This window comes from Amycolatopsis sp. WQ 127309 (assembly GCF_023023025.1).
Taxonomy (GTDB): Bacteria; Actinomycetota; Actinomycetes; order Mycobacteriales; family Pseudonocardiaceae; genus Amycolatopsis.
In genome coordinates this window covers 8,610,632-8,636,888 of the sequence record NZ_CP095481.1, presented here as the reverse complement: position 1 = coordinate 8,636,888, position 26,257 = coordinate 8,610,632, and the positions used below count along the sequence as shown (strand labels likewise).

Below are 26,257 nucleotides of genomic sequence, written 5' to 3'. Positions count from 1 at the left end.
GTCGTCAGACGCGCTGGCCGGACCAGGCCGCCCAGAGCTTGGCGTACTGGCCGTCCGCGGCCACCAGTTCGTCGTGGGTGCCCGACTCCACCACCGCGCCCGCGTCCAGGACCACGATGCGGTCGGACGCCGCCGCCTGGGTGAGGCGGTGGGCGACCACCAGCGCCGTGCGGCCTTCCAGGGCCGCGGCGGCCGCCGACTCCAGGACGCGGGAGCCCGCGCTGCCCGCCTCCGCCGTGGCCTCGTCGAGGATCGCGATCGGCGGGTCCGCCAGCACCAGCCGGACCAGAGCGAGCTGCTGCGCCTGCGTCACCGTCAGCTGGTGGCCGCCTTCGCCGACGACCGTCGCGAGGCCCTCCGGCAGCGCCTCCGCCCAGGTCAGCGCCCCCACCTTCGCCAGTGCCGCCCGCAGGTCGTCGTCGGACGCCGACGGCCGCGCCAGGCGCAGGTCTTCCGCCAGCGGGCCGGCGAAGACGTGGACCTCCTGGCTGATCAAGGCCACTGTGCGGCGCGTGGTCTCCGGGCCCAATTCGTCCAAGGGGACGCCGCCGAGCGTGACCGAACCCGAGCCCGGCCGGTGGATCCCGGCGATCAGCTTGGCCAGCGTCGTCTTCCCGGCGCCGCTCGCGCCGACCAGCGCCACCCGCTCGCCGGGGGCGACACCGAGGTCGATCTCGCGCAGGACCGGGTGACCGTCCACATAGGAGTAACCCGCGCCCGCGGTCTTCACCGACGCGTCGAGCGGCCGCCCCGGCCGCGCGGGCTGGGCCTCGGCGGGCAGGTCGGCGACGCCGATCAGGCGCGCGAGGCTGGCCGCGGCCGCCTGCGCGTCGTCGACCAGCGCCAGCGCCGTCGTGATCGGGCCGAACAGGCTGTGGAAGTACAGGGCCGCCGCCGTCGCCACGCCGACCGTGACCGCGTCCGCGCCGACCAGCAGGAAGCCCATCGCCAGGATCGCGGACAGGCCGACGAACTCGGCGAGGTTGAGCCGCGCGTAGAACCGCGTCACCAGGCGGATCCCGCGCAGCGCCAGCTCGACGGCGCTGTCGGAGCGCTTGCGCACCCGCTCGATGTGCGCGTCGCCCATGCTGAACGCGCGGACGGTCTTCGCGCCGCCGATGGTGTCGAGCAGCTGCTGCTGTTGCGCGCCGACGGCTTCGCGTTGGCTGGCGTACAACGGCTTCGCGCGCGGCACGTACCAGCGCACCGTCCACAGCTGGATCGGCACGGCGATCAGCGCGGCCAGGAAGAACCGCCAGTCGAGCACGGCCAGCGCGCCGAGGGTGAGGACCACCGTCAGGACCGAACGGCCCAGCTCGGGCAGCGCTTCCCGGACGCCCTCCGCGACCACGGAGACGTCGTTCGTCACGCGCGCGGTGAGGTCGCCCGAGCCGGCGCGTTCCAGCTGTTCGAGCGGCAGGCCGAGGGCCCGCTCGACGAAGCGTTCCCGCAGCTCGGCCAGGATCGTCTCGCCGAGGCGCGACACCATCGACACACCGAGCGCGGTCGCGACCGCCTGCGCCAGCGCGACGAGCACCAGCGCGACCACCGGCGTGACGAGCTCGGTCGCCGGCTGCTTCGACGCGACGAGGTCGACGACCCGGCCGAGCAGGGGAGCGGTGAGCAGGCCGATCGCGGTGGCCGCCACCAGCGTGGTGAACGCGGCCGCGGCGCGGCCCTTGGAGCGGCCGATCAGCTCGCCGACGACGGCGCGGATGCGCCGCCCGTCGGCCACGGGGAGGAGTTCACGGGTCATGACAGCACCGCCGCCCGGTAGTCGGCCCGGCCGGCCAGCTCGGCATGACTGCCCTGGCAGGCGATGCGCCCGTCGTCGAGCAGCACGACCCGGTCGGTCGCGGCGAGCAGGGCCGGGCTGGTGGTCACGAGGATGGTCGTGCGGCCGCGGCGCAGCTGCGCCAGGCCCGCGGCGATGCGGGCCTCGGTGACGGTGTCGACGGCGGTCGTCGGGTCGTGCAGCACGAGCACCGGCGCGTCGACGGCCAGCGCCCGCGCGAGGGCGACGCGCTGGCGTTGCCCGCCGGAAAGCGATCTCCCGCGTTCGCTGACGGCGGTCGCGACGCCGTCGGGCAGCGCGCTGGCCACTTCGTCGACGGCGGCCGCGGTCATCGCTTCGGCGACGCGGGGGCCGGGCTCGAGGTTCTCGGCCACGGTGCCCGCGAACAGGTCCGCGTCGTGCGCGGCGACCAGCACGACCTCCCGGATCCGCCGCGGGTCCACAGTGGACAGGTCGACCGAGTCGACCGACACCGACCCGGTGGCCGGGTCCGCGGCGCGGCCGAGGCAGTCGAGCAGGTCGGTCGCGGCGGCCGGGTCGGTGGCGACCACGCCGAGCAGTTCCCCCGGCCGGGCCTCGAAATCGACGTCGCGCAGCGCGCCGCGGCTCAGCGCGGACAGCCGCACGTGCCCGGCCGCCGGCTCCGGCAGCGTCGCGGTGCCCTCGCCGACCGCGGGCGGCGCGTTGAGGACGTCGGCGATCCGCCCGGCCGACGCCCGGCCCTGGGCGAGCTCGCCGTTGACCCACGCGAAGATCGAGAACGGCGTGATCAAGTACTGGGCGAGCCCGACCGCGGCGACGAGGTCGCCGATGGTGATGTCGCCCGCCGCGGCGAGGGTGCCGCCGACGAGCGCGACCAGCGCGATGAAGATGCCGGTGAGCGCGAGCAGCGCGCCGTTGTGCCAGGCCTGGGCGCGGGCCGCGCGCAGGGTCGCCTTCAGCGAGTCCTGGCTGGTCCGGCGGTAGCGGTCGACGGCCGCGCGCTCGGCGCCGACGCCCTTGAGCACGCGCAGACCGGCGACGAGGTCCGTCGCGATCCCGGAGGCGAAGGCGGAGCGTTCCTGCTCGGCCTCGCTGCGGCGTTCGAGCGGCTTTCCGATGAGGTGCGCGAGGTACAGCATCGGCGGCGTGCCGAGCAGCACCAGCAGCCCGAGCGGGATCGACATGGTGAGCAGCACGACGGCGCTGACCAGCAGCCCGGCCAGCCCGGCGACACCGAAGGGCAGCACGCCGTTGAGCTGGCCGACGCGCTTCGCGTCCGACGTCCCGATGCTCACCAGCTCGCCCGCGAGGTTGCCGGCTTCGGCACCGCCGCCGGGGTGCAGCACGCGGCGGCCGAGGTCGAGGCGCAGGTCGTGGGCGGCGCGCTCCGCGGCGCGCTCGCCGGAGCGGGCGCCGAGCCGGTAGCTGGTCGACAGGCCGGCGAAGAGCACGCCCAGCACCGCCAGCCACAGCAGCAGGGTCCAGACCGAGCCGCCCGCTACGGCCTGGTCGATCACGACGCCGATCACCACCGGGACCAGCGCCTCACCGCCCTGGTGGCACGCGGTCAGCGCTGACGCGAGCGCCACCGACCTGCGTTGCCCGGCGATCGAACGGCGGAGGACTTCCCGTCCGGTCGTGCTCACCCGCGCCTCCCTGTCCTGTCGTGGGATAGGTAAGGCTAGTCTAAGTAAATCACTTGCGGGGAAACGGTCGGCTTCGTCTCAGTTCAGTTCGTGGCTGCTACGGGATCGGTCGCCGGTTCTCCGAACCGGGCCAGCGCGAGCGCGGCGGCGACGGCCAGGACGAACCCGGCGAGCGCGACCACCACGAACCCGGGCCGGGTGCGGTCGCCGAGCACCAGTACGCCGACCAGTGACGGGAACACCGTCTCGCCCAGCACCATCATCGCGGTCGACGTCGTGACGCTGCCGCGCTGCAACGCCGTGGCGTAGAACAGCATCGCCATCCCGCCCGCGACCGCGACCGTGTAGGTGGCCGGGTCCTTGAGCAGGTCGAGCGGCGCGAGGCTCGGGATGATCCGCCCGGCGATCGCGACGACGCCGAAGCACAGCCCGGCGACCAGCCCGAGCGCCGGCGTCCGCACCCGGCGGTTCGCCTTCCCGGCGACGATCCCGGCGCCGGCCAGCACGACGACCGCGCCGATCAGCACCAGCCGGAACCCGAGCCCGACCGGATCGGAGCCCTCGCTTTCGGCGGCCGCGCCGAGCAGGCCCAGGCCGGCGCACACGACGACGATCGCGCCCCACTCCCGTTTGCCCAGCCGGACGCCGAGGAACCGCGCGGCGACGGCGGTCACGGCGAGGCTGGCCGCGAGCGCGGCCTGCACGACGAACAGCGGCAGCACGTGCAGCGCGACGATCTGCGCGACGAACCCCAGGACGTCCAGCGAGAGGCCGAGCACGAACTTCCACTGGCCGAGGACGCGCACGAGCAGTTTCGGGTCGAGGCCGTCGGCCCCGGTGTCGGTCGCGCGCGCGGCGACCGACTGCATCACCGAAGCGACGCCGTACGCGCACGCCGCGCCCAAGGCGCACAGGAGTCCCCACCACATGTCGCCCACCCTATGACCGCCGCGGGCGGAAGCGCTGTGCGTGCGGTGCGTCGGGGCTCATGATCACGAGTCTGGCACGGTCCCCGGAAATTGTCGGACCCTCGCGCTAGGTTGCGTTCATGTCGAACACGAGTTCGAAGACCCGCCGGTCCTGGCCCGCTCGCCTGGCTTGGGAGGAGCTGCGCCTGCAGCTGGACTTCCTGCAGTTCCTGCGCGCCACGGCGGTGAACAAGGTCGCCGGGCTGAGCCGCGCGACCGCCGCCGCGACGCCGCTGCCGACGTCACCCCGGCTGAGCGTGCTGGGCGTGGTGAAGCACCTGACCGCGGTCGAACGCTGGTGGCTGGCCATCGAGGCGGGCGGCGCGGACCTGCCGTCGTTGTGGGCGGGCTCCCCGGACCCGAGCTGGGACCTGACCGAGGACGACACGCCGGCGTCGGTGGTCGCGGCGTACAAGGCGGAGTGGGCACGGGTGGAGAAGGCGCTGAGCGGCCTCGGCCCGGACGACCGCACCCGGCGTCGCTCGGAGTTCACCGTGCGGTGGGTGGTGGCGCACGTCGTGCAGGAGACGGCGCGGCACGTCGGGCACCTGGACGTCCTGCGCGAGCTGGCCGACGGGGAGGTGGGCGAATGAAGGCAGGGTGACACGCGGGTTGGTGCCGGGGTGTTGCCGTTTGTCGCGGAGTGCCGTGGCCTTTCGCCGATGCCAGTGGGTTCCGGCGCCCGCCTTGGTCGGCTGAGCTGCGTCTTGATGTTCGCTTGATCGGCTTCGGCAGGGCCGCGGACCGACCCCGTAGGGTGGGCGCATGACGGATCGGCTCTACTTCCGGCAGCTCCTGGCCGGCCGCGACTTCGCGGTCGGGGACCCGGTGGCCACGCAGATGGTGAACTTCGCCTACCTGATCGGCGACCGCGAGACCGGTGACGCGGTGATCGTCGACCCGGCCTACGCCGTGCGGGATCTGCTGGATGTGCTCGCCGCCGACGGGATGCGGCTCACCGGCGTGCTCGCGACGCACCACCACCCGGACCACGTCGGTGGCGAGATGATGGGGTTCTCACTGCCCGGGATCGCCGAGCTGCTCGCCGTCGAGCCGGTGCCGATCCACGTCAACGGCGCCGAGACCGAGTGGGTGCGGCGGGTCACCGGCGTGTCGGCGACCGATCTGCGCGCGCACGACCACGACGACGTCCTCGAGGTCGGGTCCATCCCGATCCGGCTGCTGCACACCCCCGGGCACACGCCGGGCAGCCAGTGCTTCCTCGTCGAGGACAAGCTCGTCTCCGGCGACACGCTGTTCCTCGAAGGCTGCGGCCGCACCGACTTCCCGGGCGGGGACGCCGAGGAGATCTACCGCAGCCTGCAGGCCCTTGCCGGGCTGGCGGGCGACCCCGTCGTCTACCCGGGCCACCAGTATTCGGCCGAACCGTCGGCCGCGCTGTCGGAAGTGAAGCGCACCAACTTCGTCTACCGGCCGCGCTCGCTCGACGAGTGGAAGGTCATGTTCGGCGGCTGACGCCGTCGTTCCACGCACTGGAACGCCCGGATTTCACTCACTGAGACCGGGCGTCCACGGATTGACTTCACCCGTTCGTGGCTCGAAGCTCGGGACCATGCAACAGGACGCGCTTCTCGTGCGCCGCCGGCACGTCGATCTCCGGCGGCAGGCGAGCGCGGCGTGTCCGTTCGCCTGATTCCGCGCTGAAGCCCGAATACCGAAGTTCCCGGGAGAAATCCGTGTCGATTTCCACCACGGGCGTGCTGGCGCGCGCCGAACCGGCCGCCGAAGGGCCGCCCCGCAAGACGCCCACCCGGCGCCGCCCCGACCTGCGGCGCTGGATCAGCCCGGTGGTGCTGGTCGCCGTCTGGCAGATCGCCAGCGGCACCGGCCTGCTGCCGCCCGACAAGCTCAGTTCACCGTGGACGGTCCTGCAGGCCGGCGTGGAAGTGGCGCGCAGCGGCGAACTCGGCGACGCGTTCGTCGTGTCGCTCGGCCGCGTCGGGGCCGGGTTCGCGATCGGCGCGATCGTCGGGGTCGTCCTCGGCATCGTCTCCGGGCTGTCGCGGTGGGGCGAAGCGCTGGTCGACCCGCCGGTGCAGATGCTGCGCACGTTGCCGTTCCTCGGCCTGATCCCGCTGTTCATCCTGTGGTTCGGGATCGGCGAGGAGACGAAGATCGTGCTGGTCGCGCTCGGCGTGGCCTTCCCGCTCTACCTGAACGTCCACTCGGGAATCCGCGGCGCCGACCCGAACCTCGTCGAAGCCTCACGGGCGCTCGGGTTCAGCCGCGCGGAACGGCTCTGGCACGTCGTGCTGCCCGGCGCGCTGCCGCAGGCGCTCGTCGGGCTGCGGCAGTCGCTCGGCCTGGCGTGGCTCGCGCTGATCGTCGGCGAGACGGTCAACGCCGACGCCGGCGTCGGCTACCTCATCAACAACGCGCGGGAATTCCTGCGCACCGACGTCGTGGTCGTCGGCCTGATCCTCTACGCCCTGCTCGGCCTGGTCACCGACGCGCTGGTCCGGCTGCTGGAACGGAAGGTGCTGCGGTGGCGAACCCGGTAGCGGACGTCGCGAACCTGACCAAGCGGTTCGGCGACCGGACCGTCCTCAGTGGACTCGACCTGACCATCGGCCGCGGCGAGTTCGTCGCGCTGCTGGGCCGCAGCGGCTCTGGCAAGTCGACGCTCCTGCGGGTGCTGGCCGGCCTCGACGGCGCCGTCGAAGGACAGGCCGACGTCCACGGCACTGTCTCGGTCGCCTTCCAGCAACCGCGGCTGCTGCCGTGGCGGAAGGTCTGGCGCAACGTCGTCCTCGGCCTGCGCCAGGACGGCGTCTCGAAGTCCCGCAACCGGGCGCTGGCCGACAAAGCGCTGGCCGAGGTCCACCTCGCCGAGCACGCCGACGACTGGCCGCTGACGCTCTCCGGTGGCGAGGCCCAGCGCGTGTCGCTGGCCCGCGCGCTGGTGCGCGAGCCGGACCTGCTGCTGCTCGACGAGCCGTTCGGCGCCCTCGACGCGCTCACCCGGATCGCCATGCACCGGCTGGTCGAGGACCTCTGGCGCCGGCACCTGCCGGGTGTGCTGCTGGTGACCCACGACGTCGACGAAGCCCTGCTGCTCGCCGACCGGGTGCTCGTCCTCGACGGTGGCCGCATCATCGCCGAACACCGGCCGGGCGGCTCCCGGCCGCGCAACCCCGCCGACCACATCGACGTCCGCCGCCGCGTGCTGGCGGACCTGGGAGTGACCGAAGATGCGCCTGTATAAGGGAATTGCCGTCGTCGCGGCGGCGCTGGTCCTGGCCGGGTGCGGCTCGGCCACCGGCACGAACCCCGGGCCGGCCGCGGTGCCGCAGGCGGTGAGCGCGGCCGACCTGGCCAAGGTGACGCTCAAGGTGGGCGACCAGAAGGGCGGCGTGAAGTCGCTGCTCACCGCGGCGAAGGGGCTCGACAACCTGCCGTACAAGATCGAGTGGTCGACGTTCACCTCCGGGCCGCCGCTGCTCGAGGCGGCGTCGGCGGGCGCGATCGACATCGGCCGCGTCGGCAACACGCCGCCGATCTTCGCCGCCGCCGCGAAGGCGAAGATTGCCGTCGTGAGCGTCTCGAAGAGCAACGTCGAACGCGAGGCGATCCTCGTCCCGGACGACTCGCCGCTGAAGGACGTCGCGTCGCTGAAGGGCAAGACGGTCGGCGTCGCGAAAGGCAGTTCCGCCCACGGCCAGCTGCTGAACACGCTGCACAACGCCGGGTTGACCACCAAGGACATCAAGGTGAGCTTCCTGCAGCCGGCCGAGGCCTACGCCGCCTTCACCCAGCACACGATCGACGCGTGGGCGATCTGGGACCCGTACACCGCGCAGGCCCAGATCGAGGCCAAGGCGCGGGTGCTCGCCGACGGCCGGGGTGCGTCCAACGGCCTGAGCTTCCAGACCGCGAGCACCGCGGCGCTGGCCGACCCCGGCAAGAACTCGGCCATCCGCGACTTCGTGGTCCGCGTGGTCAAGGCGCAGAAGTGGGCCGACGCGCACCGTCCGGAGTGGGCGGCGGCGTGGGCGAAGGAGACCGGGCTGAAGCTCGAGGTGGCGCAGAAGGCCGTCGACGCCGGCCGGGACCTGCCGGCTCCGCTGGACGACTCGATCGTGAAATCGGAGCAACAGCTCGCGGACGCGTTCACCGACGACAAGACTCTGCCGGGGAAGGTGGACTTCGCCGCGTACGCCGACCGGCGGTTCGGTCCCGACCTCGAAACGGCTAGGAGCAACGGATGAGCATCAGGCTGCACTGGTTCCTGCCCACCAGCGGCGACGGCCGCACGATCGTGGAACGCTTCCACGCCAACCGGTCCGCCGGTCCGGCGGCGCAGCGCGACCCCGATCTCGACTACCTCGCCCAGGTGGCCCGCGCGGCCGAGCGGCAGGGCTTCGAGGGTGTGCTGACGCCGACCGGCACGTGGTGCGAGGACGCCTGGCTGACCACGGCCGCGCTGATCCGCGAGACGACCAAGCTGAAGTTCCTGGTCGCCTTCCGGCCCGGTGTCATCTCGCCGACGCTGGTCGCGCAGATGGCGGGGACGTTCCAGCGGCTGTCGGAAGGCCGCGTGCTGCTGAACATCGTCACCGGCGGCGACGCGGTCGAGCAGCGCCGGTTCGGCGACTGGCACGACCACGACGCCCGGTACGCGCGCACCGACGAGTTCCTGACGATCGTCCGCGGCGTGTGGTCGGGGAAGCCGTTCACCTTCGAAGGCGAGCACCTGAGGGTCGAAGGCGCGACGACGCTGGCCGCGCCGGACCCGGCGCCGCCGATCTACTTCGGCGGCTCGTCCCCGGCCGCGCTGCCGGTCGCCGCGAAGCACGCCGACGTCTACCTGACCTGGGGCGAGCCGCCCGCGCAGGTGGCCGAGAAGATCGCCAAGGTCAAGGCGCTGGCGGGGGACCGGGACATCCGGTTCGGCGTCCGGCTGCACACGATCTCGCGCGACACGTCGGCCGAGGCGTGGGCGGAGGCGCAGAAGCTGCTGGACGCGCTGAGCCCGGAGCAGGTCGCGAAGGCGCAGGCGCAGCTGGCCGCCAGCGAGTCCGTCGGGCAGCAGCGGATGGTCGCGCTGCACGGCGGCCGCACCGACGGCGGTGTCCGCGGCCTGGAGATCCACCCGAACCTGTGGGCCGGCGTCGGCCTGGTCCGCGGCGGCGCGGGCACGGCGCTGGTGGGCAGCCACAGCGAGGTCGCCGACCTGATCGAGGAGTACCACTCGGTCGGCGTCACCGAGTTCGTGCTGTCCGGCTACCCGCACCTGGAGGAGGCGTACTGGTTCGGCGACGGCGTCCGGCCGGAACTGGCCCGGCGCGGCCTGCTGGCCGGCGTCCCGGCGTTGCACCGGCCGTCCCACCCCGAACGCAACGTGGCCGCCCTTTAGCTCCAGCTGGTGGAGGCGTAAACGACGATGTTGTCGCGGTAGGAGCGTTTGGCCGCGTCGAAGCTGCCGCCGCAGGTGATGAGCCGCAACGCGCTGCCCGGCGCCGGCCCGTAGACGGCGTCGGTGGGGAAGGCGTTCTTCGGGTAGCGCTGGACGCGGTCCACGACGAACCGCGTCTCCTGGCCGTCGGAGCGGGTGACGAACACTTCGTCGCCGCCCTTGAGGTCACGCAGCCGGAAGAACGGTGCCGGGCCGGCCCGCGAGTCGACGTGCGCGGCGATCACCGCGGGACCGGGGTCGCCCGGCACCGGGCCGGCGGCGTACCAGCCGACGTCCTCGAACTTCGCGGGCGCCTCGAGCTGGTGGTCGGGGCCGAGCCCGAGCGGGACGAGCGCGGGCGCGTCGACGGCGATCGCCGGGATCCGCAGGTGCACCGGGCGGACTTCGGGGGCCGTCGGCAGCGGCTGCGGGCCGGCCGCGGCCGCCGGGGTGGCGGACGACGTCACCGTCGGCGGCGGGGTGGCCGGGGCCGCCGTGGAGCAGCCCGCGACCACCAGCGCCGCGACGAGCAGCGCGCCGAGCTCAGCGCGCACGAGCCGCCCGGCGCCGCCGCAGCACCGGCCACGCCGCGAGCGCGGCCAGGAGCGCGACCACCGACGCCGCCGGCCAGAACGGCGAGCCGGTGGACATCGGCGCCGTGCCGCCACCGCCGGTCTCGACGCCGAACTTCGGCGGGTCGGGCAGCGACGCGCCGTCGGAGATCGGGTTCGCCTTGAGCGCCCCGGCGTCCTCGGTGACCAGCAGCGTCGTGGACGTCCCGGCCTTGACGTCGACGTCGGCGGTCGACTTCACCGAGCCGCCGCTCAGCTGCAGCGGCCAGCGCCCCTGCGGGACGTCGACGTAGTTGGACGTCATGCCGTAGGCCGCGTCCTTGGCGATCGCCATGCCCTGCGGGCCGTCGACGGTGACCGGCGCGATGGCCGCCGACCCCTCGACGACGCGGACCCGGCCCTGGCCCGGCCCGGGCGGGGTCAGGTCGTCGGTGACGAGCTGGCCGTGCAGCGTGCCGTCCGGGCCGTTCGCGAAGACCAGCAGGGAGTAGGCGTTGCGCTCGGCGACGTCGATGGTGGCCGTCAGCGCGGGCGGGGTGGTCGAGGCGGCGTCGGCCGCGCGCATCGAGAGGGTGTACTTGCCGGGGGTGAGCGAGGAGTACGGGGTGACCGCGCCGTAGCCGGCCTTGCGGATGACGACCTTCTCGGCCTGCCCGAACGGCGCGAAGTAGATGTCGACGGGCGGCACCTTCGGGGACAGGTGCCCGACCCGGATCCAGCCGACGCCCGGACCGGGCGTGGTGGCGGCGGCCGACGCGGGCAGGGGCGTCAGCGCGCCGATCAGCAGGGCCGCGGCGATCAGCCCGGCGGGTCTGAGCAGGAGCCTGGTGCGCATGACAGGACCTTTCGAGGGGATTCAGGGAGAGGAGAACGGGACGAGCAGTCCCGAGGGCGCGAACAACGGGTAGGTGACGAGCACGCCGTCGCGGGTCCGGGCGACGGACGAGGGGCGGAACAGGTCGCGCTGGCCGGTGTAGAAAGCGGCCACGCCGTCCTCGCCGCCGGCGAACTGCACGCGGCGGCGGGGCTGTCCGGCGGGTTCTTCGCCGGGGACTTCGGGGAACGCCGTGATCCGCACCGGCTGCAGGGCGGCCAGCGCGGCGATCGTGGCGATGAGCCGGGGGTCGACGCGGCCCGCGCGCAGCACGGCGGCGGCGTCCGGGCTGACGGCGAGCCGGGTGGACGCGGCCAGCGCGGCCCCGGCGTGGGCCCGGGCCGAGTCCTCCGACGACGCGCCGGGGTCGGCCGGGGGCAGGTCGAGGCGGGACACCGTGACGCGCTGGTCGCCGGAGCCGAACACGGCCACCGTCCCGGCGTCGGTCAGTGCGCCGTCGAGGGCGGGGTAGCGCTGCCGGAGCTCGGCGCCGTCCCCGGCGAAGACCGCCCACTCGGCGGTCGGGCAGACGGCCGCGCACGCGGCGGGCGCGGCCATCATCCCGGTAGGCCAGCCCGCGTTCGCGAGCTCGGCCCAGGCCGCGTCGTCGACGAGCAGCCGGGCGCCGGAAGCGTTGTCCCGCAACCATCCCTGCGCGTCGGTCAGTGGTCCGCTGCGGTCGGGGGCCGGCTTCAGCTCGGTGAACCCGTACGCCCAGCCGACGCCGACCACCAGGACGAAGGCGGTCGCGGCCACCACGAGCCCGGTCCGGCTGCCGCCCGAGGCGTGGTGCGCGGCCCGGCGCTGCCGGGTGACGGCCTGGGCGATCCCGGCCACCAGCAGCGGGGTCACCGGCAGCAGCAACGCGAGCACCGCCGTGTCGGGCACGCCCGGGACGAGCAGCATCGCGACGAGCAGCAGGCCGGACACGGCGAACGGCCGCAGCGCGGCGACCGCCAGCGCGGCGACGAGCGCGAAGGCCGACAGCACCGCCCACGCCGGGTCCAGCGCGACCCAGTCGGCGACGGACGGGCGGCTGGCGGCGGCGAGGTGGGGCCGCAGCACGGCGGCGGCCGGGCCGAACGCGACACCCAGCCCGAGGTTGAGCAGCACGCCCACCAGCGCCGCCCGGACCGGCGACCGGCGGATGAGCAGCCAGCCGGCGGCGGGCAGCAGGAACAGGGCCAGCGGTGAGGTGAGCACGGCCGCGAGCAGGCACACCGCGGCCATCACGTCGTGGCGGACCTTGGCCTCGGGGGTGGTGATCAGCACCAGCGCACCCAGCGCCCACACGGCCGCCAGGTGCTCGACGACGACCAGCCGCTGCAGGCCCAGGGCCAGCGGCGACACGGCGACCAGCAGCACCGCGGCGGTGGCCGCCCAGCGCGTCAGGCCGAGACGGCGCGCGAGGAACCAGAGCAGGACCGTGCCGATGACGGCCGCCACGAGCATCGTCTCGCGGACCGCCGCCAGCGCCGTGGCCGAGCGGCCGAACGCGTCGGAGACCATCGTGTAGGCGGACAGCTGCAGCCAGCCGAACCGGCTGAGCCCGGCGCCGCCCGCGTCGGTGAACGGCGTGAGGTGGCCGAGCGCGTACGCGTGGGCAACGGTCGCGGCCTCGGACGGCAGGGCCGGTGCGGTGGCGGCCAGGTAGAGCACGCGGAGGCCGCCGGCCAGGGCCAGCAGCGCCAGCACGATGTCGAGGGACAGCAGGCGGTGCGCGGCCGAGGCACGCGTGCCGGGCTGCTCGGAAAGGGTCGCGGGGGAGCGGCCCGAGAACGTCGTCCCCCAGCTGTGCTGGGCCATTGGACGGATCGTAGTCGCCGCGGATGGCCCGTACAGCTCGGGGAGGTCACGTCATCCGGACGGCCTAGAGATCTTCGCGGAGATCAAAAAGCCTTGTCCTGCAAGATTATTTCCGACTGTCCGCGGTGGCGGCCGACAGCGTCCGGGTCAACGCCAGTGCGACCGTGCGGACGGCGGGAGCAACCCGTTCGGTCCGCATCCGGTTGGCCCAGCCCGAAATCGACACGGCCGCGACCGCGACGCCGCGCGCGTCGAGCAGCGGGCTGGCCGCGCACACCACGCCGACACCCGATTCCTCGCGTTCCAACGCGATCCCGTCTTCGCGGATCCGGGTGAGCTGACGGCGCAGCAGCCCGGGCGCGGTGATCGTCTTCGGGCTCATCCGGGGCAATCCGGCGTCGATGACCTTGTTCACGACGGATTCCGCGGAAAACGCGAGGATCGCCTTGCCGACGCCGGTGGCGTGCGCGGGGAACCGGCCGCCGATGCGCGAGGGCAGCGTCGGCGCGTCCGGCCCGCGCAGGACGTCGAGGTAGACGACTTCGGTGCCCTCCAGGATCGCGAGGTGGACGGTGTTGCGCGTCGCCTCCCGGAGATCGGCGAGGTACGGCCGGGCGGCTTCGACGAGTCCTCTCCGGGGCGAGGCCAGTTGGCCGATTTCGAACAGCCGCAGCCCGAGCCGCACGGCGCCGTCCTCGCGCGTCAGCAGGCCGGTGTCGGCGAGGTGACCGACGAGGCGGTGGACGGTCGTCTTCGCCAGCCCGGTCCGCCGGGCCAGTTCGGACACGCCGAGTGACTCGTCGCCCGGCCGGAAAGCTTCGAGGAGCGCGGCGAGCCGGGCGGCGACGAGGCCGTCGCCGCTCGCGCCGTCGTTCCGCCCAGCGGTACGCATGGGTTGAGTGTGCCCGATCTTCGCGGGACTGTCAGCGGGCGGAGGTGAGGCCGGTGGCGTCAGCGGGCCAGGTCGTCGGCGCCGAGCACGAGTTTCACGCAGTGCGCGACCAGCCGCTCGCGCGAGACCTTCAGCGAGCCGTCGAGGTAGGCGATGAAGACGTTGCTCAGCGCGCCCACCAGCCCGACGGCGACCAGCTGCCGTTCGGTCTCGTCGCCGCGGGAGAGCTGCTCGCCGACGACGGCGGTGAACACCGGCAGCAGGTGCAGGCCGCGCCGGGTGAGCGCGGGGTCGGTCAGCGGGGCCAGCAGCAGGACCCGGCCCTTGCGGGGGTCGTCGACGATCAGCTCGACGAACGCGCGCACGGCGTTCTCGGCGCGCGAGGTCGGGCTCGGCGCGTCCCGCACCGCGTCGACCAGAGCTTGGCGCGCCTGCTCCCCGACGTGCTCGTAGACCGCGGCGACGAGCTCCTCGCGGTCGGCGAAGCTCTCGTAGAAGTAACGCTCGGTGAGCTTCGCGTGCCGGCAGACCGCGCGGACGCTGGTGGCGGCCGAGCCCTCGGTGCCCAGCAGCGCGAGGGCCGCGGCGACGAGCTGCTCGCGCCGGAGCGCCTTCCGGTCGTCCAGCGTCGTGCCCGCCCAGGTCCGGCCCGGCATATCCGCTCCTCGGTTGACTACGTGTGTTGTCAGATCCTAGCCTGACAACAGCCGTAGTCAGTTCTGGACTCGACGAGGAGCCGCCGATGACCCCGCAACCGCTCGGGCCCGAGTCGCTGACCTGGAAGTACTTCGGCGACTGGCGTGGCCTGCTGATCGCGCTGTGGGCCGGGTCGATGCAGAACATGCACCCGGGCCTCGGCGCCGGCGTCGAGCAGCACTCGCGGTTCTTCGAGGAGCGCTGGCAGCGCCTCTTCCGCTCGCTCTACCCGATCGGCGGGGTCGTCTACGACGGCCCGCGCGCGCACCGGACCGCCCTGGAAGTCCGTGGTTACCACGACCGGATCAAGGGGATCGACGCGCTGGGCCGTCGTTACCACGCGCTCGACCCGGACACCTACTACTGGGCGCACTCGACGTTCTTCGTCAGCACGATCCTCATCGCCGACCACTTCATGGGCGGGATCGGTGAGGCCGAAAAGCGGCGGTTGTTCGACGAGCACGTCACGTGGTGGCGGATGTACGACATGACGATGCGGCCGGTGCCGGAGAGCTGGGCGGACTTCCAGCGCTACTGGAAGCACATGTGCGCCGACGTCCTGGAGGACAACAAGGCCACCCGGGACGTGCTCGACCTCGCCGGGATCGCGAAGCCGCCGTTCCTGCCGTGGCTGCCGGACGCGCTCTGGCGGCCGGTGAGCGTGCTGGTCGCGCGGAACTTCGTCTGGCTGACGACCGGGCTGTACGACCGCGAGATCCGCGACCGGCTCGGCCTGCGCTGGTCCGAGCGTGACGCGCGCCGCCACCGCCGGGTGGGGAAGCTGATCAACGCCGTGTTCAAGCTCGTCCCGCACGACCGCCGTTACCACCCGCGGGCCCGGGCCGGCTGGCGCCGCGTCCGCGGCGAGGTGGCTCCGGACGCCGCCGTGGTCGAGACTCCACCCAGGAACCTGCCGCCGCTGTCCGAGCGCGGCAAACCCGAGCACTACGCGCCGAACATCTAGGAGGATTCGTGAAGCTGGGATTCCACGTCGGGTACTGGGGCAGCGGGCCGACCCCGGGTGCGCTGGAGGCGGTCCTCAAAGCCGAGGAGCTCGGCTTCGACTCGGTGTGGACGGCGGAGGCCTACGGCTCGGACGCGTTCACGCCGCTGGCCTGGTGGGGCTCCTCGACCAGCCGGATCCGGCTCGGCACCAACATCGTCCAGATGGCCGCGCGCACCCCGACGGCGACGGCGATGAGCGCGCTGACCCTGGACCACCTGTCGGGCGGCCGGTTCGTGCTCGGGCTCGGCGCGTCCGGCCCGCAGGTCGTCGAGGGCTGGTACGGCCAGCCGTACCCGAAACCCCTGGCGCGCACGCGCGAGTACATCGACATCGTGCGGCAGGTGCTGGCCCGCGAGGCGCCGGTGACCCTGGACGGGCAGCACTTCCAGCTCCCGCTGAAGGGCGGCGCCGGGCTCGGCAAGGCGCTCAAGCCGACCGTGCACCCGCTGCGTGCCGACGTCCCGATCCACCTGGCCGCGGAGGGCCCGAAGAACGTCGCGCTCTCCGCCGAGATCTGCGACGGCTGGCTCCCGCTGTTCTTTTCGCCCAAGAGCAACGACTTCTACAAGGCCGCGCTCGAAGAGGGCTTCGCGCGCCCGGGCGCCCGGCACACGCTGGAGACGTTCGAGGTGCCCGCGTCGGTCCCGGTGATCGTGCACGACGACGTCGAGGAAGCGGCGAGCTGGATCAAGCCGTCGCTGGCGCTCTACATCGGCGGCATGGGCGCGAAGAGCGTGAACTTCCACCACGACGTCTTCGCGCGGCTGGGCTACGAGGACGTCGCGGACAAGGTCCAGGAGCTGTACCTCGCCGGGCGCAAGGAGGAGGCCGTCGCGGCGATCCCGACGTCGCTCGTCGAGGACACGTCGCTCATCGGGCCGGCGGCGAAGATCCGCGAAGAGCTGAAGGCGTGGGAAGACACCGTCGTCACGCAGCTGCTGCTGCGCGGCGACGCGGCGACCCTGGAGAAGATCGCCGACGCCCTGGGCTGAAAGCCGTGAAGGCCTCCTTCCCGGCTCTTACGGCCGGGAAGGAGGCCTTCACGGCATTTCCGTGGCGGCACTTCTGCCGGGTTGCCGAGGTGGCGGGGGTCACGTACGGTCCCGAACTAACGCGAATCACGTTCACGTTAGTCGGGAGATCGTATGCGGGTGAGTCGTCGTCACGTCCTGGCCGGAGCCGCCGCGCTGCCCTTCGCCGCCGCCGCGGCCAGACCGGCCGCAGCCGCAGGGGCCACGCTCCGGGTCGGCGTCGGGCTCGGCGACGTCACCGGGCCCGCCGCCGAGAACGGCATGATGGGCTACTCGATGCCGCAGCAGCAGACGGCCGGTATCCACCTGCGGACCCGGGCCCGCGCGTACGTCGTCGACGACGGGACGAACCGGATCGTCTTCGTCACCGCCGAGCTGGGTGCACTGTTCCAGTCCGTCCACCAGGGCGTCCTGCGTGAGCTGGCGCGGAAGTACGGGAGCACCTACACCGAGCAGAACGTGCTGCTCAACGCCACCCACACGCATTCGGCGTGCGGCGGCGACTCGCACTACGCGGCCTACGACCTGTCGATCCTCGGGTTCCAGCAGCAGACCTACGACGCCGTCGTCGCCGGGATCGTCGAAGCGATCGGCCACGCGCACGACACCCTCGCGCCCGGCGAACTGACACTCGGCCGGACCGAGCTGACCGAGGCGAGTGCCAACCGATCGAGGGTCGCCTTCGAGCTGAACCCGGACAAGGACCACTTCCCGCTCTCGATCGACCCGGCCGTCACCGTGCTGCGGTTCCGCCAAGGCGGCAAGGACGTTGGCGCGATCACCTGGTTCGCCACGCACGGCACGTCGATGAGCAACGGCAACCACCTGATCAGCAGCGACAACAAGGGTTACGCGGCCTACACGTGGGAGCACGACCACGCCGGCGTCCGCTACCTCGACGGCCCGCCCGGGTTCGTCGCCGCGTTCGCCCAGACCAACTCCGGCGACATGACGCCGAACCTCAACCTCCAGCCGGGCACGCCCGAGACGGAGTTCCAGAACACCCAGCGCATCGGCGAACTCCAGTTCCAGGCGGCGAAACGCGCGTTCGACGCGGCGAGCGAGGCCGTGACCGGCGGCGTCGACCACCGGATGACCTACGTGGACATGTCCGCCGTCGACGTCGACCCGAGGTTCACCCCGGACGGCCGTCCGCACCGGACGTGCACCGCGGCCATCGGCGTCTCGATGCTGGCCGGCAGCACCGAAGACGGCCCGGGACTGCCGCTGCCCGAGGGCGTCAAGAACCCGTTCATCGACTGGCTCGGCGGCATCGACGCGCCGATCCCGCAGGCCCTGGCCGACGCGCAGGCACCGAAGGTCGTCGCCGTGCCGTTCGGTGCGATGAAGCCGTACCCGTGGGCGCCCGAGGTGCTGCCGCTGCAGATCGTCCGGATCGGGCAGCTGCACCTGGTCGCCGGGCCCGCCGAGTACACGATCGTGGCCGGGCTGCGGATCCGGCAGACGGTCGCCGCGGAACTCGGCGTCCCGCTGGAGAACGTCCTCATGCAGGGCTACTCCAACGCCTACAGCCAGTACGTGACGACGCCGGAGGAGTACGACTCGCAGCAGTACGAAGGCGCGTCGACGCTCTTCGGCCGCTACACGCTACCCGCGTACCAGCAGGAGTTCGGGAGGCTCGCCGCGGCGATGAAGGCGGGCGCTTCGGTCCCGCACGGGCCGGTCCCGCGCGACCTGCGCGGCAAGCTCGTCAACTTCCAGCCGGGCGTCGTCTTCGACAGCGCGCCGCTGCTGAAGAGCTTCGGCGACGTCGTCACCGACGCCAAGAGCAGCTACCGGCGCGGCGACCAGGTAGCGGTCGCGTTCGTGACCGGCCACCCGAAGAACGATCTGCGTCGCGACGGCACGTTCCTGGAGATCCAGCAGTACGTGGACGGCCGCTGGGTCCGCTACGCCGACGACGGCGACTGGGCGACGAAGTTCCGCTGGACCCGGACGTTCGTGTCCGAGTCGCGTGCCGAGGTCACCTGGGACATCCCGGCGAACGCGCCGGTCGGCAAGTTTCGCGTCGTCCACTTCGGAGCCTGGAAGCACGGCCTGACCGGCGCCATCGCCCAGCTCAGCGGGACCTCCCGCGCCTTCGTCGTCTCCTGAACCTCCTGAAAGGACCGCTGTCGTGCGGAGAACCGCCATTCTCGCCGCCGTCGTCTGCACTGCTCTCGCTCTGCTGACCGCGCCCGCTCAGGCCGCGCCCGCGAGCGTGTCCGTCCTGAGCTTCAACCTGTGGCAGCTGCCGTGGATCGCCAACCCGAACACGTCGGACAAAGAAGCCAGGGCCCAGGCCGCCGAACGCGTCATCCGGGCCAAGGCCGCCGACGTCGTCGTGCTCGAAGAAGCCTTCAGCTCCCAGGCCGAGGCGCTGCGCGACCGGCTCGTCGACGCCTACCCGTTCCAGACGCCGCTGGTCGGGCAGTCCTGCTCGACGTCGCCGGGCTGGACGTCCGTGAGCGGCAACTGCTCGAACTCGCCGATCGTCGTCAACGGCGGCGTCACGGTGCTGAGCAGGTACCCGATCACCGAGAAGCACCAGCTCGTCTACCGCAACTCCTACTCCGGCACCGCCGACTACCTGTCCAACAAGGGCGCGGCGCTGGTCCGGATCTTCGCCCACGGCAAGGCGCTCTGGGTGGCCGGCACGCACCTGCAGGCCGACGAAGCCCCCGACACCCTGCCGAAGGCGCACCAGATCCGGCTGGCGCAGCTCGGCGAGCTGCGCGACCTCGCCGCCGCGCACGTCCCGGCGGCCGACCCGGTCGCGATCGCCGGTGACCTCAACATCGAGTACTGGGCCGGGCAGGGCCGCCGTGACACCCTGGGCCGCTCCCAGTCCGAGCAGGGCGAGGCGGTGCTCGGCGGGACACTGCGCACCGCGGGAGCGGGGGAGTACAGCTTCGACGCCGTCACCAACCCGGACGCGGCGAAGTCCGTCCCGGCCACCTACCGCGATTCGCTGGACTACGTCGGCTCGCTGCGACGCGCCGAGGTCGGGCCGGTACAGCTGGTGCATTACGACGGTGGCACGATTCCCTCCGACCACTACCCGGTGCTGGCCGAGATCCACTACTGATCGCCTCATCGGAATCCGCTTTTCGAGGAGGACCATGACGACGCTGTCCGGCCGGACGCGGTTCAGGTATTCGCTCGGCTCGTTCGTCACCGGGTCCTTCGGCACGGTCCCCGGCCTGATCCTGGTCAAGTACCTCACCGACACGATGGCCGTGCCCGCCGCCGCGGCGGGTGTCATCGTGTTCGTCCCGAAGGCCTGGGACGTGCTGTTCAACCCGATCGCCGGGCGGATGTCCGACGCGAACCTGCTGAAGACCGGCAGCCGGCGCCGGTTCCTGCTGATCGGCGGCATCGGCGTCGCGATCCTCTTCGCGCTGATGTTCGCCCACCCGGGCTTCGGGGCGCCGTTGCCGGACGCGCTGTACGTGGCGATCCTGTTCACCGCCTGCGCGACCGCGTACGCGGTGTTCCAGGTGCCGTTCAACGCGCTGCCGGCCGAGCTGACCGAGTCCGCCGACGAGCGGACGAAGCTCACCAGCGTGCGCATCGGCGTCCTGGCCGTGACGATCCTGATCTGCGGCGGTGGCGCCCCGGCGATCACCTCCGGCATCGGCGGGGTCGCCGGGTACCGCGTGATGGCCATCGTGATCGGGCTGATCGTGCTGGCCGCGACGCTGCTGGTGTACTTCGGGCTCAAGGGCGCGCCGGTCGGGTCGCTGCGGCCGAACACGGTGAGCTTCAAGGATCTCTCGCGGACCATCGCGCGGTGGCGGCCGTTCCGCTGGCTGCTGGGCACGTACTTCATCCAGGCGCTCGGCATCGGCACGGTGCTGGCGGCCATCCCGTTCTTCGCCCAGCGCATCCTCGGCAGCGAGGGCTACGGCACGGTGATCTTCGTGATCTTCGTCGGCCCGGCGCTGCTGACGATGCCGCTGTGGCCGCGTCTCGGCGCCCGCGTCGGCAAGCTCAACGGCTTCCGCATCGCCACGGCGGCGTTCGCGATCGGCCTGCTGGGCCTGATCCTGGCCCAGTCGCTGCCGCTCGTGGTCATCCTGGTGTTCGTCGCGCTCTGCGGCGTCGGCTACGCGGGGATCTCGGTGTTCCCGCTCGCCATCCTGCCGGACCTGATCACGGCCGAGGAGGAGCGCACCGGCGAGACCCGCGCGGGGATCGCGGCCGGCGTGTGGACCGCGGGGGAGACGCTCGGCCTCGCGCTGGGCGCCGGGCTGTGGAGCGCGATCCTGGCGTTCGGCGGGTACGTCTCGAGCACCGACGCGACGACCGACCAGCCGCACAGCGCGATCGTCGCGATCCTGCTCGGCTCGTCGATCATCCCCGGCGTGCTGATCGCGCTGGCCCTGCCGCTGCTGCGGCGCTCGGTGCTGGAGCCGCGGGAACCGCTGGAGCCGCGTCATGAACCCGCCTGAGGACGTCCTCGCGGCGCTGCGGGAGCTGCGCGCCGGTGACCTGCCGACGCACGGCGGCCGCACGCTGGCCTACGTCTACGACAGCGGACTGTCCGAAGTGGATTCCCTGGGGGCCGCCGCGCACGCGCTGGCGTCGTCGGCCAACGGCCTCGACCCGACGGCGTTCCCCAGCCTGCTGCGCATGGAGAACGACCTCGTCGGCGCGGCGTCCCGGCTGCTCGGCGACGTCCCGGGCGTCGTCGGTTCGGTGACGTCCGGGGGCACGGAGTCGTGCCTGCTCTCGGTGCTCGCCGCGCGCGACGCGCACCCGGAGATCGCCGCGCCGTCGATCGTGCTGCCGACCACCGCGCACGCGGCGTTCCACAAGGCCGCGCACCTGTTCGGGCTGCGCCGGATCGACGTCCCGGTCGACCCGGTGACGTTCCGCGCCGATCCGGCCGCGATGGCCGCGGCGATCGAGGACTCGACGGTACTGGTGGTGGCGAGTGCGCCGTCGTACGCGCACGGCGTCCTCGACCCGGTTCCCGAGATCGCGGCCGCGGCTGCTGCCCGGGGCGTCCGGATGCACGTCGACGCCTGCATCGGCGGCTGGGTCCTGCCGTACTTCGCCCGCCTCGGCGCCGACGTCGCGCCGTTCGACTTCCGCGTCCCGGGCGTCACGAGCATTTCGGTGGACCTGCACAAGTACGCGTACTGCCCGAAGGGGACGTCGGTGCTGCTGCACGCGTCGGCGGAGCTGCGGCGGACGCACTACTTCGCGAGCGCGGGCTGGCCGGGCTACACGATGCTGAACACGACGATCCAGAGCACCCGCTCGGGCGGCCCCCTGGCGGCGGCGTGGGCGGTGGTCCGCCACCTCGGCGACGACGGCTACCTTCAGCTGGCTTCCTCGACGCGCGAAGCGGTGTCGCGGATCCGGGCGGGCGTCGCGGAAATCGCGGGCCTGCGGATCCTCGGTGACCCGGTGTCGACGCTGATCGCGTTCACCGGCGACGACGGTTTCGACCTGTTCACGGTGGCGGACGAGATGAAGACGCGCGGCTGGTACGTCCAGCCGCAGTTCGCGCATCTGTCGTCCCCGGCGAACCTGCACCTCACGGTCACGGCGGCCAACAACGGCAGCGAGAAGGAAGTCCTCACGGACCTCGCGGCCTCCGTCGACGCGGCCCGCGAGTCGGGCCCGGTGCTGATCGACCCGGCGGTGGCGGAGTTCGTCGCCGCCCTCGACCCGGCAACCCTGACGTCGGAACAGTTCGCCGGCCTGCTAGCCGCGGCCGGACTCGGGGGCGCGTCCGGCCTCCCGGACCGCATGGCCCCGATCAACGCGCTCCTCGCCACCGCGCCCGCACCGCTGCGCGAGCGCCTCCTCCTGGAGTTCCTGGGCGCCCTCTACACGCCGTGAAAGCCGTGAAGGCCTCCTTACCGGCCATAAGAGCCGGTAAGGAGGCCTTCACGGCTTTGGGCTACTGGTTGCGGGAGGCCAGGCCTGCGGGGGCGGATTTGACCGCGGCGATGATCGCGTCGGCCAGGGCCAGGGCGTCTTCTTCCGTCAGCTCCAGGGCGACGCGGGCCGAGGCGCCCAGGTCCGGGTTGCGGAAGTCGATGTTGACCGTGTGCGCGTACGGCGCGTGGACCGGGTGGTCGACGTAGACCGTGCCCTCGTTCAGGCGGAACCAGCCGCGGGCGCCCTTGCCGCTGCCTTCGAGGGCGAACTTCTCGGTGAGGTAGGTGCACATGGCGGGTCCTCTCAGGCGCTGAGCGTGCGGGCGTAGAAGTCGAGGATGCGTTCCCAGCCGTCCTTCGCGGCTTCCGGCCGGTAGCTCGGCCGGTCGACGGCGAAGAACGCGTGGCCGGCGTCGGCGTACGTGTGGAACTCGTGCTCTTTGCCGAGCTTCTCCAGCTCCGCCGCCAGCACGGCGACCTCGTCCGGGCTCGGGAACTTGTCGTCGGCGCCGAAGATGCCCAGCAGCGGGCAGGACAGCTCCGATGCCTTGCCCAGCAACGGCTTCATGAACTTCATGGCCTCCGGCGGATCGTTGACGACGAACGCGCCGTAGCAGTCCACCGCCGCGTCGACGTCGATCGAGCAGCCGACGAGGAACGCCTGACGGCCGCCCGAGCAGTGCCCGATGACTCCGACCCGGCCGTTCGCGTTCTCCAGGGCCTTCAGGTAGTCGGCCGCGCCGGAGACGTCGCCGACCAGGCGGTCGTCCGGGACGCCGCCGGCCGCGCGGACGGTGGCGGCCGCGTCGTCGGGGTCCGCGCCCGGGGCCTCGCGGGTGTAGAGGTTGGGGCAGATCGCGTTGTAGCCCTCGGCGGCGAAGCGGCGCACCATCTCCTTCGTCGACGCGTCGTAGCCGGGCATGTGGTGGATCACCACGACCCCGCCGCGCGTCGCGGCGTCGGTGGGCCTGGCCGCGTAGGCCTCGATCTCGTCGCCGCCGTTCCCGGTGATGGTGACGGTTCCGGCGATGAGTTCGTCGGTCATCGGTTCTCCTTCGTTCCCTCGGGGATCTGGTGGAAGTAGCGGGCGCCGCGCGAGGCGGACGCGATCGCGGCGACGACGGCCATCACCGCGGCGGCGGTGAACACGATCACGAGGCCGTGGTGGAACGGCCCGGAGATCAGCTGCGGGAAGAAGTCCCCGCCGGTCAGCGTCGCGCGGTCGGCCGGCGCCAGTCCGGCGAGGACGTCCGGGCCGAGCAGGTGCCCCACCGGGTTGCTGCCGAGGAACGCCGCGAAGAGCGTGCTCACCGGCGGCAGCTGGGCGACGCCGTCGGCGACGTTGGCCGCGACGCCGTGGGCCTGCAGGCCGCTGGTCAGCGTCTGCGGCAGCGACCCGGCGAGCCCGGCGATCATCAGTGAGAAGAACACGCCGATCGAGAGCGACGTCCCGGAGTTCTGGAACGTCGCCCGCATGCCGGAGGCGACGCCGCGTTGCTCGGTGGGGACGCTGCTCATGATCGCCGAGGTGTTGGGCGCGGAGAACATGCCCTGGCCGATTCCGCTGACCACGAGCAGCGCGGCGAACGCCGGGTACGGGAAGTTCACCGGCAGCGCCAGCAGGCCCAGGAACGCCGCCGCGACCAGCAACAGCCCGCCGGTGGAGAACAGCCGGGCGCCGAACCGGTCGGACAGGTACCCGGACACCGGGCCGGCGAGGAGGAACCCGACCGTCAGCGGCAGCATGTAGATCCCCGCCCACAACGGCGTCCGCTCGTAGTCGTAGCCGTGCAGCGGCAACCAGATGCCCTGCAGCCAGATGATGAGCATGAACTGCATGCCACCACGCGCCACCGACGTCAGCAACGCGGCGATGTTGCCCGCGGCGAACGCGCGGATCCGGAACAGCCCGAGGTGGAACATCGGCGCGGCGACGCGGGTCTCGATGAGGCCGAACGCCACGAGCAGCAGCACCCCGGCGCCGATGCCGCCCAGCACCAGCGGGTTGCCCCAGCCGGTCGCGGCGCCGCCGTAGGGCTGGATGCCGTAGGTGATCGCGGCGAGCAGGATCGCGGTGCCGGCGGCGAAGGTGATGTTGCCGCCCCAGTCGACCTTCGCGCGCTTCGGCGTGCCGACCTCGCGGAGGCTGCGGATCGACCAGATCGTGCCGAGCAGCCCGAACGGCACGCTCACCCAGAACACCGCGCGCCAGTCGATCTCGGCCAGCAGCCCGCCGACGACCAGGCCGAGGAACTGCCCGGCCAGCGCGGTGATCTGGTTGACGCCCAGCGCCATGCCGCGTTGTTCGGCAGGGAAGGCGTCGGTGAGGATGGCCGCGGAGTTGGCCGTCAGCATCGACCCGCCGACGGCCTGCACCACCCGCCAGCCGATCAGCCACAACGCGCCGCCGCCGGCGTGGAACGGGTCGAACGACAACGCCACCGAGGCGACGCTGAAGACGACGAAGCCGAGGTTGTACATCTTGACCCGGCCGAACATGTCGCCGAGCCGGCCGAGCGTCACCACCAGCACGGCCTGCACGAGCAGGTAACCGAGGATCATCCAGAGCAGGTAGCCGATGTTGCCCGGGGCGAGGGGATCGAGGCCGATGCCGCGGAAGATCGCGGGCAGCGAGATGATCACGATCGAGCCGTCGAGCGCCGACATCAGCACGCCGAGCGTCGTGTTCGACAGCGCGACCCACTTGTAGCGGTCCGCCTGGGTTCCGGTGCCGGTCACAGGGCGTCCGCCAGCCGCTCGACCAGCGGGATCGCGGCGATCAGCTCGCGCTGCTCGGCCGCGGTGAACCGCTCGGCCAGCGCGGTGGCCATCCGCTCGGTGGTCACCGACCGCCGGTCGGTGAGCAGCTGGACCCCGGCGTCGGTCACCGACATGAGGACCTTGCGGCCGTCGCTGTCGTCCTTGCGGCGCGCGACGAGCCCGCGGTCGACGAGCCCGGCGAGCGTGACGCCCATGGCTTGCGGCTTGACCCGTTCGAGGTCGGCGAGGCACCCCGGCGTGGCCGGGCCTTCCCGGTCGAGCCGCGAGAGCACCGAGCGTTCGGGCAGGGTCAGTTCGCCGACGACGTAGCCCTGACGCAGCCGCCGGACCAGCCGGCCCAGGGCGACGCGCAGGTCGGTGCTCGCCTGGAGCAGCTCCTCGTCCGTCACATTCGTCAACCTAGACTGATAAACCTGGGTTGATCAACTCGGACCTATCGGGTGAGCCGGGAGCTTTCGCCCGGTAGTCGTCGTCACCCGGTGTTAGCGTCCGAAGTGGACATATGCAGCCGAACGCATTCCCGGAGGAACCGCCGATGACGATCCCGCACGTCGAGCACGCAGGCCACGACCACGTCCACGCCGAAGGCTGCGGGCACGCCGCGGTCCCGCACGGCGACCACGTCGACTACGCGCACGAGGGGCACCTGCACCGCGCGCACGACGGGCACTTCGACGAGTGCGAGATCGCCGGCCACGTGCCGCACACCGGCCACGACCACACCCACGGCGAAGGCTGCGGCCACGTGGCGGTCCCGCACGGCGAGCACGTCGACTACCTCCACGACGGCCACCGCCACGCCCCACATGAAGACCACTACGACGACCACTGAACGCCCCGGCCGCCGTCTCGCCCGCCTCGTCGTGGGTGTTCAGGAGGGTTGGAACCCTGCCTG

The 26,257-nt window shown here is 72.5% G+C and carries 26 protein-coding genes; 14 read left to right on the top strand and 12 right to left on the bottom strand.

The genetic code is table 11. From position 1 onward, the window contains the following. Positions 1-4: 4 nt before the first annotated feature. The 3 genes from MUY22_RS38060 to MUY22_RS38050 all read right to left on the bottom strand — a co-directional run bounded on the left by MUY22_RS38060 (position 5) and on the right by MUY22_RS38050 (position 4,352). Complete coding sequence (locus MUY22_RS38060; protein ID WP_247052015.1) at positions 5-1,756, bottom strand: ABC transporter ATP-binding protein; 1,752 nt, start codon at positions 1,754-1,756, stop codon at positions 5-7. Beyond that, complete coding sequence (locus MUY22_RS38055; protein WP_247052014.1) at positions 1,753-3,423, bottom strand: ABC transporter ATP-binding protein; 1,671 nt, start codon at positions 3,421-3,423, stop codon at positions 1,753-1,755. Before MUY22_RS38055 ends, MUY22_RS38060 begins: the two co-directional genes overlap by 4 nt. An 83-nt stretch (positions 3,424-3,506) precedes the next feature. Further along, positions 3,507-4,352, bottom strand: coding sequence for a hypothetical protein (locus MUY22_RS38050; RefSeq protein WP_247052013.1), 846 nt, complete (start codon positions 4,350-4,352; stop codon positions 3,507-3,509). A 119-nt stretch (positions 4,353-4,471) separates the two neighbouring features. Between MUY22_RS38050 and MUY22_RS38045 the strand changes: the two genes are divergently transcribed. From MUY22_RS38045 to MUY22_RS38020, 7 genes are all read left to right on the top strand, one after another. After that, complete coding sequence (locus MUY22_RS38045; RefSeq protein WP_247052012.1) at positions 4,472-4,984, top strand: DinB family protein; 513 nt, start codon at positions 4,472-4,474, stop codon at positions 4,982-4,984. A gap of 172 nt (positions 4,985-5,156) precedes the next feature. Next, complete coding sequence (locus MUY22_RS38040) at positions 5,157-5,867, top strand: MBL fold metallo-hydrolase (protein WP_247052011.1); 711 nt, start codon at positions 5,157-5,159, stop codon at positions 5,865-5,867. 97 nt (positions 5,868-5,964) lie between these two features. After that, entirely contained in the window at positions 5,965-6,045 is an 81-nt protein-coding gene (locus tag MUY22_RS49855; protein ID WP_371827707.1) for a putative leader peptide, read from the top strand. Between the two features lie 43 nt (positions 6,046-6,088). Continuing rightward, the gene (locus tag MUY22_RS38035; protein WP_247052010.1) at positions 6,089-6,913 is read left to right on the top strand and encodes an ABC transporter permease; all 825 of its coding nucleotides are present in this window, start codon (positions 6,089-6,091) and stop codon (positions 6,911-6,913) included. Beyond that, complete coding sequence (locus MUY22_RS38030) at positions 6,898-7,617, top strand: ABC transporter ATP-binding protein (RefSeq protein ID WP_247052009.1); 720 nt, start codon at positions 6,898-6,900, stop codon at positions 7,615-7,617. Before MUY22_RS38035 ends, MUY22_RS38030 begins: the two co-directional genes overlap by 16 nt. Continuing rightward, positions 7,604-8,620 (top strand): ABC transporter substrate-binding protein, encoded by a 1,017-nt coding sequence (locus MUY22_RS38025; RefSeq protein ID WP_247052008.1) that lies wholly within the window; start codon positions 7,604-7,606, stop codon positions 8,618-8,620. The genes MUY22_RS38030 and MUY22_RS38025 overlap by 14 nt, the downstream gene beginning before the upstream one ends. Next, positions 8,617-9,768 (top strand): LLM class flavin-dependent oxidoreductase, encoded by a 1,152-nt coding sequence (locus tag MUY22_RS38020; RefSeq protein ID WP_247052007.1) that lies wholly within the window; start codon positions 8,617-8,619, stop codon positions 9,766-9,768. Before MUY22_RS38025 ends, MUY22_RS38020 begins: the two co-directional genes overlap by 4 nt. Here MUY22_RS38020 and MUY22_RS38015 read toward each other — a convergent pair. The 5 genes from MUY22_RS38015 to MUY22_RS37995 form a co-directional block, all read right to left on the bottom strand. Continuing rightward, complete coding sequence (locus MUY22_RS38015; protein WP_247052006.1) at positions 9,765-10,361, bottom strand: class F sortase; 597 nt, start codon at positions 10,359-10,361, stop codon at positions 9,765-9,767. The genes MUY22_RS38020 and MUY22_RS38015 overlap by 4 nt on opposite strands. Beyond that, positions 10,351-11,214 carry a DUF4397 domain-containing protein gene (locus MUY22_RS38010; protein ID WP_247052005.1) on the bottom strand — a complete coding sequence of 288 codons (864 nt, stop codon included), beginning with the start codon at positions 11,212-11,214 and terminating at the stop codon, positions 10,351-10,353. The genes MUY22_RS38015 and MUY22_RS38010 overlap by 11 nt, the downstream gene beginning before the upstream one ends. 21 nt (positions 11,215-11,235) lie before the next feature. Next, complete coding sequence (locus MUY22_RS38005; RefSeq protein WP_247052004.1) at positions 11,236-13,059, bottom strand: glycosyl transferase; 1,824 nt, start codon at positions 13,057-13,059, stop codon at positions 11,236-11,238. Positions 13,060-13,165: 106 nt separating this feature from the next. After that, positions 13,166-13,951 (bottom strand): IclR family transcriptional regulator, encoded by a 786-nt coding sequence (locus MUY22_RS38000; RefSeq protein WP_247052003.1) that lies wholly within the window; start codon positions 13,949-13,951, stop codon positions 13,166-13,168. 59 nt (positions 13,952-14,010) lie between these two features. Continuing rightward, positions 14,011-14,607, bottom strand: a complete 597-nt coding sequence (locus MUY22_RS37995; RefSeq protein ID WP_247052002.1) for a TetR/AcrR family transcriptional regulator — start codon at positions 14,605-14,607, stop codon at positions 14,011-14,013. Positions 14,608-14,693: 86 nt separating this feature from the next. On the opposite strand from MUY22_RS37995, the gene MUY22_RS37990 reads away from it, so the two are divergent. From MUY22_RS37990 to MUY22_RS37965, 6 genes are all read left to right on the top strand, one after another. Then, the gene (locus tag MUY22_RS37990) at positions 14,694-15,611 is read left to right on the top strand and encodes an oxygenase MpaB family protein (RefSeq protein ID WP_247052001.1); all 918 of its coding nucleotides are present in this window, start codon (positions 14,694-14,696) and stop codon (positions 15,609-15,611) included. Positions 15,612-15,619: 8 nt separating this feature from the next. Then, positions 15,620-16,645 carry an LLM class F420-dependent oxidoreductase gene (locus MUY22_RS37985; RefSeq protein ID WP_247052000.1) on the top strand — a complete coding sequence of 342 codons (1,026 nt, stop codon included), beginning with the start codon at positions 15,620-15,622 and terminating at the stop codon, positions 16,643-16,645. A gap of 153 nt (positions 16,646-16,798) precedes the next feature. Then, on the top strand, positions 16,799-18,799 hold the full coding sequence (locus MUY22_RS37980) for a neutral/alkaline ceramidase (RefSeq protein ID WP_247051999.1): 2,001 nt from the start codon (positions 16,799-16,801) through the stop codon (positions 18,797-18,799). A 22-nt stretch (positions 18,800-18,821) separates the two neighbouring features. After that, positions 18,822-19,772 (top strand): sphingomyelin phosphodiesterase, encoded by a 951-nt coding sequence (locus MUY22_RS37975; protein WP_247051998.1) that lies wholly within the window; start codon positions 18,822-18,824, stop codon positions 19,770-19,772. A 34-nt stretch (positions 19,773-19,806) separates the two neighbouring features. After that, positions 19,807-21,138: an MFS transporter gene (locus tag MUY22_RS37970; protein ID WP_247051997.1), complete on the top strand. Its 1,332-nt coding sequence runs from the start codon at positions 19,807-19,809 to the stop codon at positions 21,136-21,138. Further along, entirely contained in the window at positions 21,125-22,540 is a 1,416-nt protein-coding gene (locus MUY22_RS37965; protein WP_247051996.1) for an aminotransferase class V-fold PLP-dependent enzyme, read from the top strand. The genes MUY22_RS37970 and MUY22_RS37965 overlap by 14 nt, the downstream gene beginning before the upstream one ends. 61 nt (positions 22,541-22,601) lie before the next feature. On the opposite strand, the gene MUY22_RS37960 is transcribed toward MUY22_RS37965, so the two are convergent. From MUY22_RS37960 to MUY22_RS37945, 4 genes are read right to left on the bottom strand one after another with little or no spacing between them, the layout of a single operon-like run. Continuing rightward, entirely contained in the window at positions 22,602-22,874 is a 273-nt protein-coding gene (locus MUY22_RS37960; RefSeq protein WP_247051995.1) for a DUF6295 family protein, read from the bottom strand. 11 nt (positions 22,875-22,885) lie between these two features. Further along, entirely contained in the window at positions 22,886-23,626 is a 741-nt protein-coding gene (locus MUY22_RS37955) for a dienelactone hydrolase family protein (protein WP_247051994.1), read from the bottom strand. After that, a complete protein-coding gene (locus tag MUY22_RS37950; protein WP_256474795.1) occupies positions 23,623-25,320 on the bottom strand; it encodes an MFS transporter in 1,698 nt (565 codons plus the stop codon). Before MUY22_RS37950 ends, MUY22_RS37955 begins: the two co-directional genes overlap by 4 nt. Continuing rightward, a complete protein-coding gene (locus tag MUY22_RS37945) occupies positions 25,317-25,751 on the bottom strand; it encodes a MarR family winged helix-turn-helix transcriptional regulator (protein ID WP_247051993.1) in 435 nt (144 codons plus the stop codon). Before MUY22_RS37945 ends, MUY22_RS37950 begins: the two co-directional genes overlap by 4 nt. A 146-nt stretch (positions 25,752-25,897) precedes the next feature. Here MUY22_RS37945 and MUY22_RS37940 point away from each other — a divergent pair, with 146 nt between their 5' ends. Then, positions 25,898-26,194: a hypothetical protein gene (locus tag MUY22_RS37940; RefSeq protein WP_247051992.1), complete on the top strand. Its 297-nt coding sequence runs from the start codon at positions 25,898-25,900 to the stop codon at positions 26,192-26,194. Positions 26,195-26,257 lie beyond the last annotated feature (63 nt).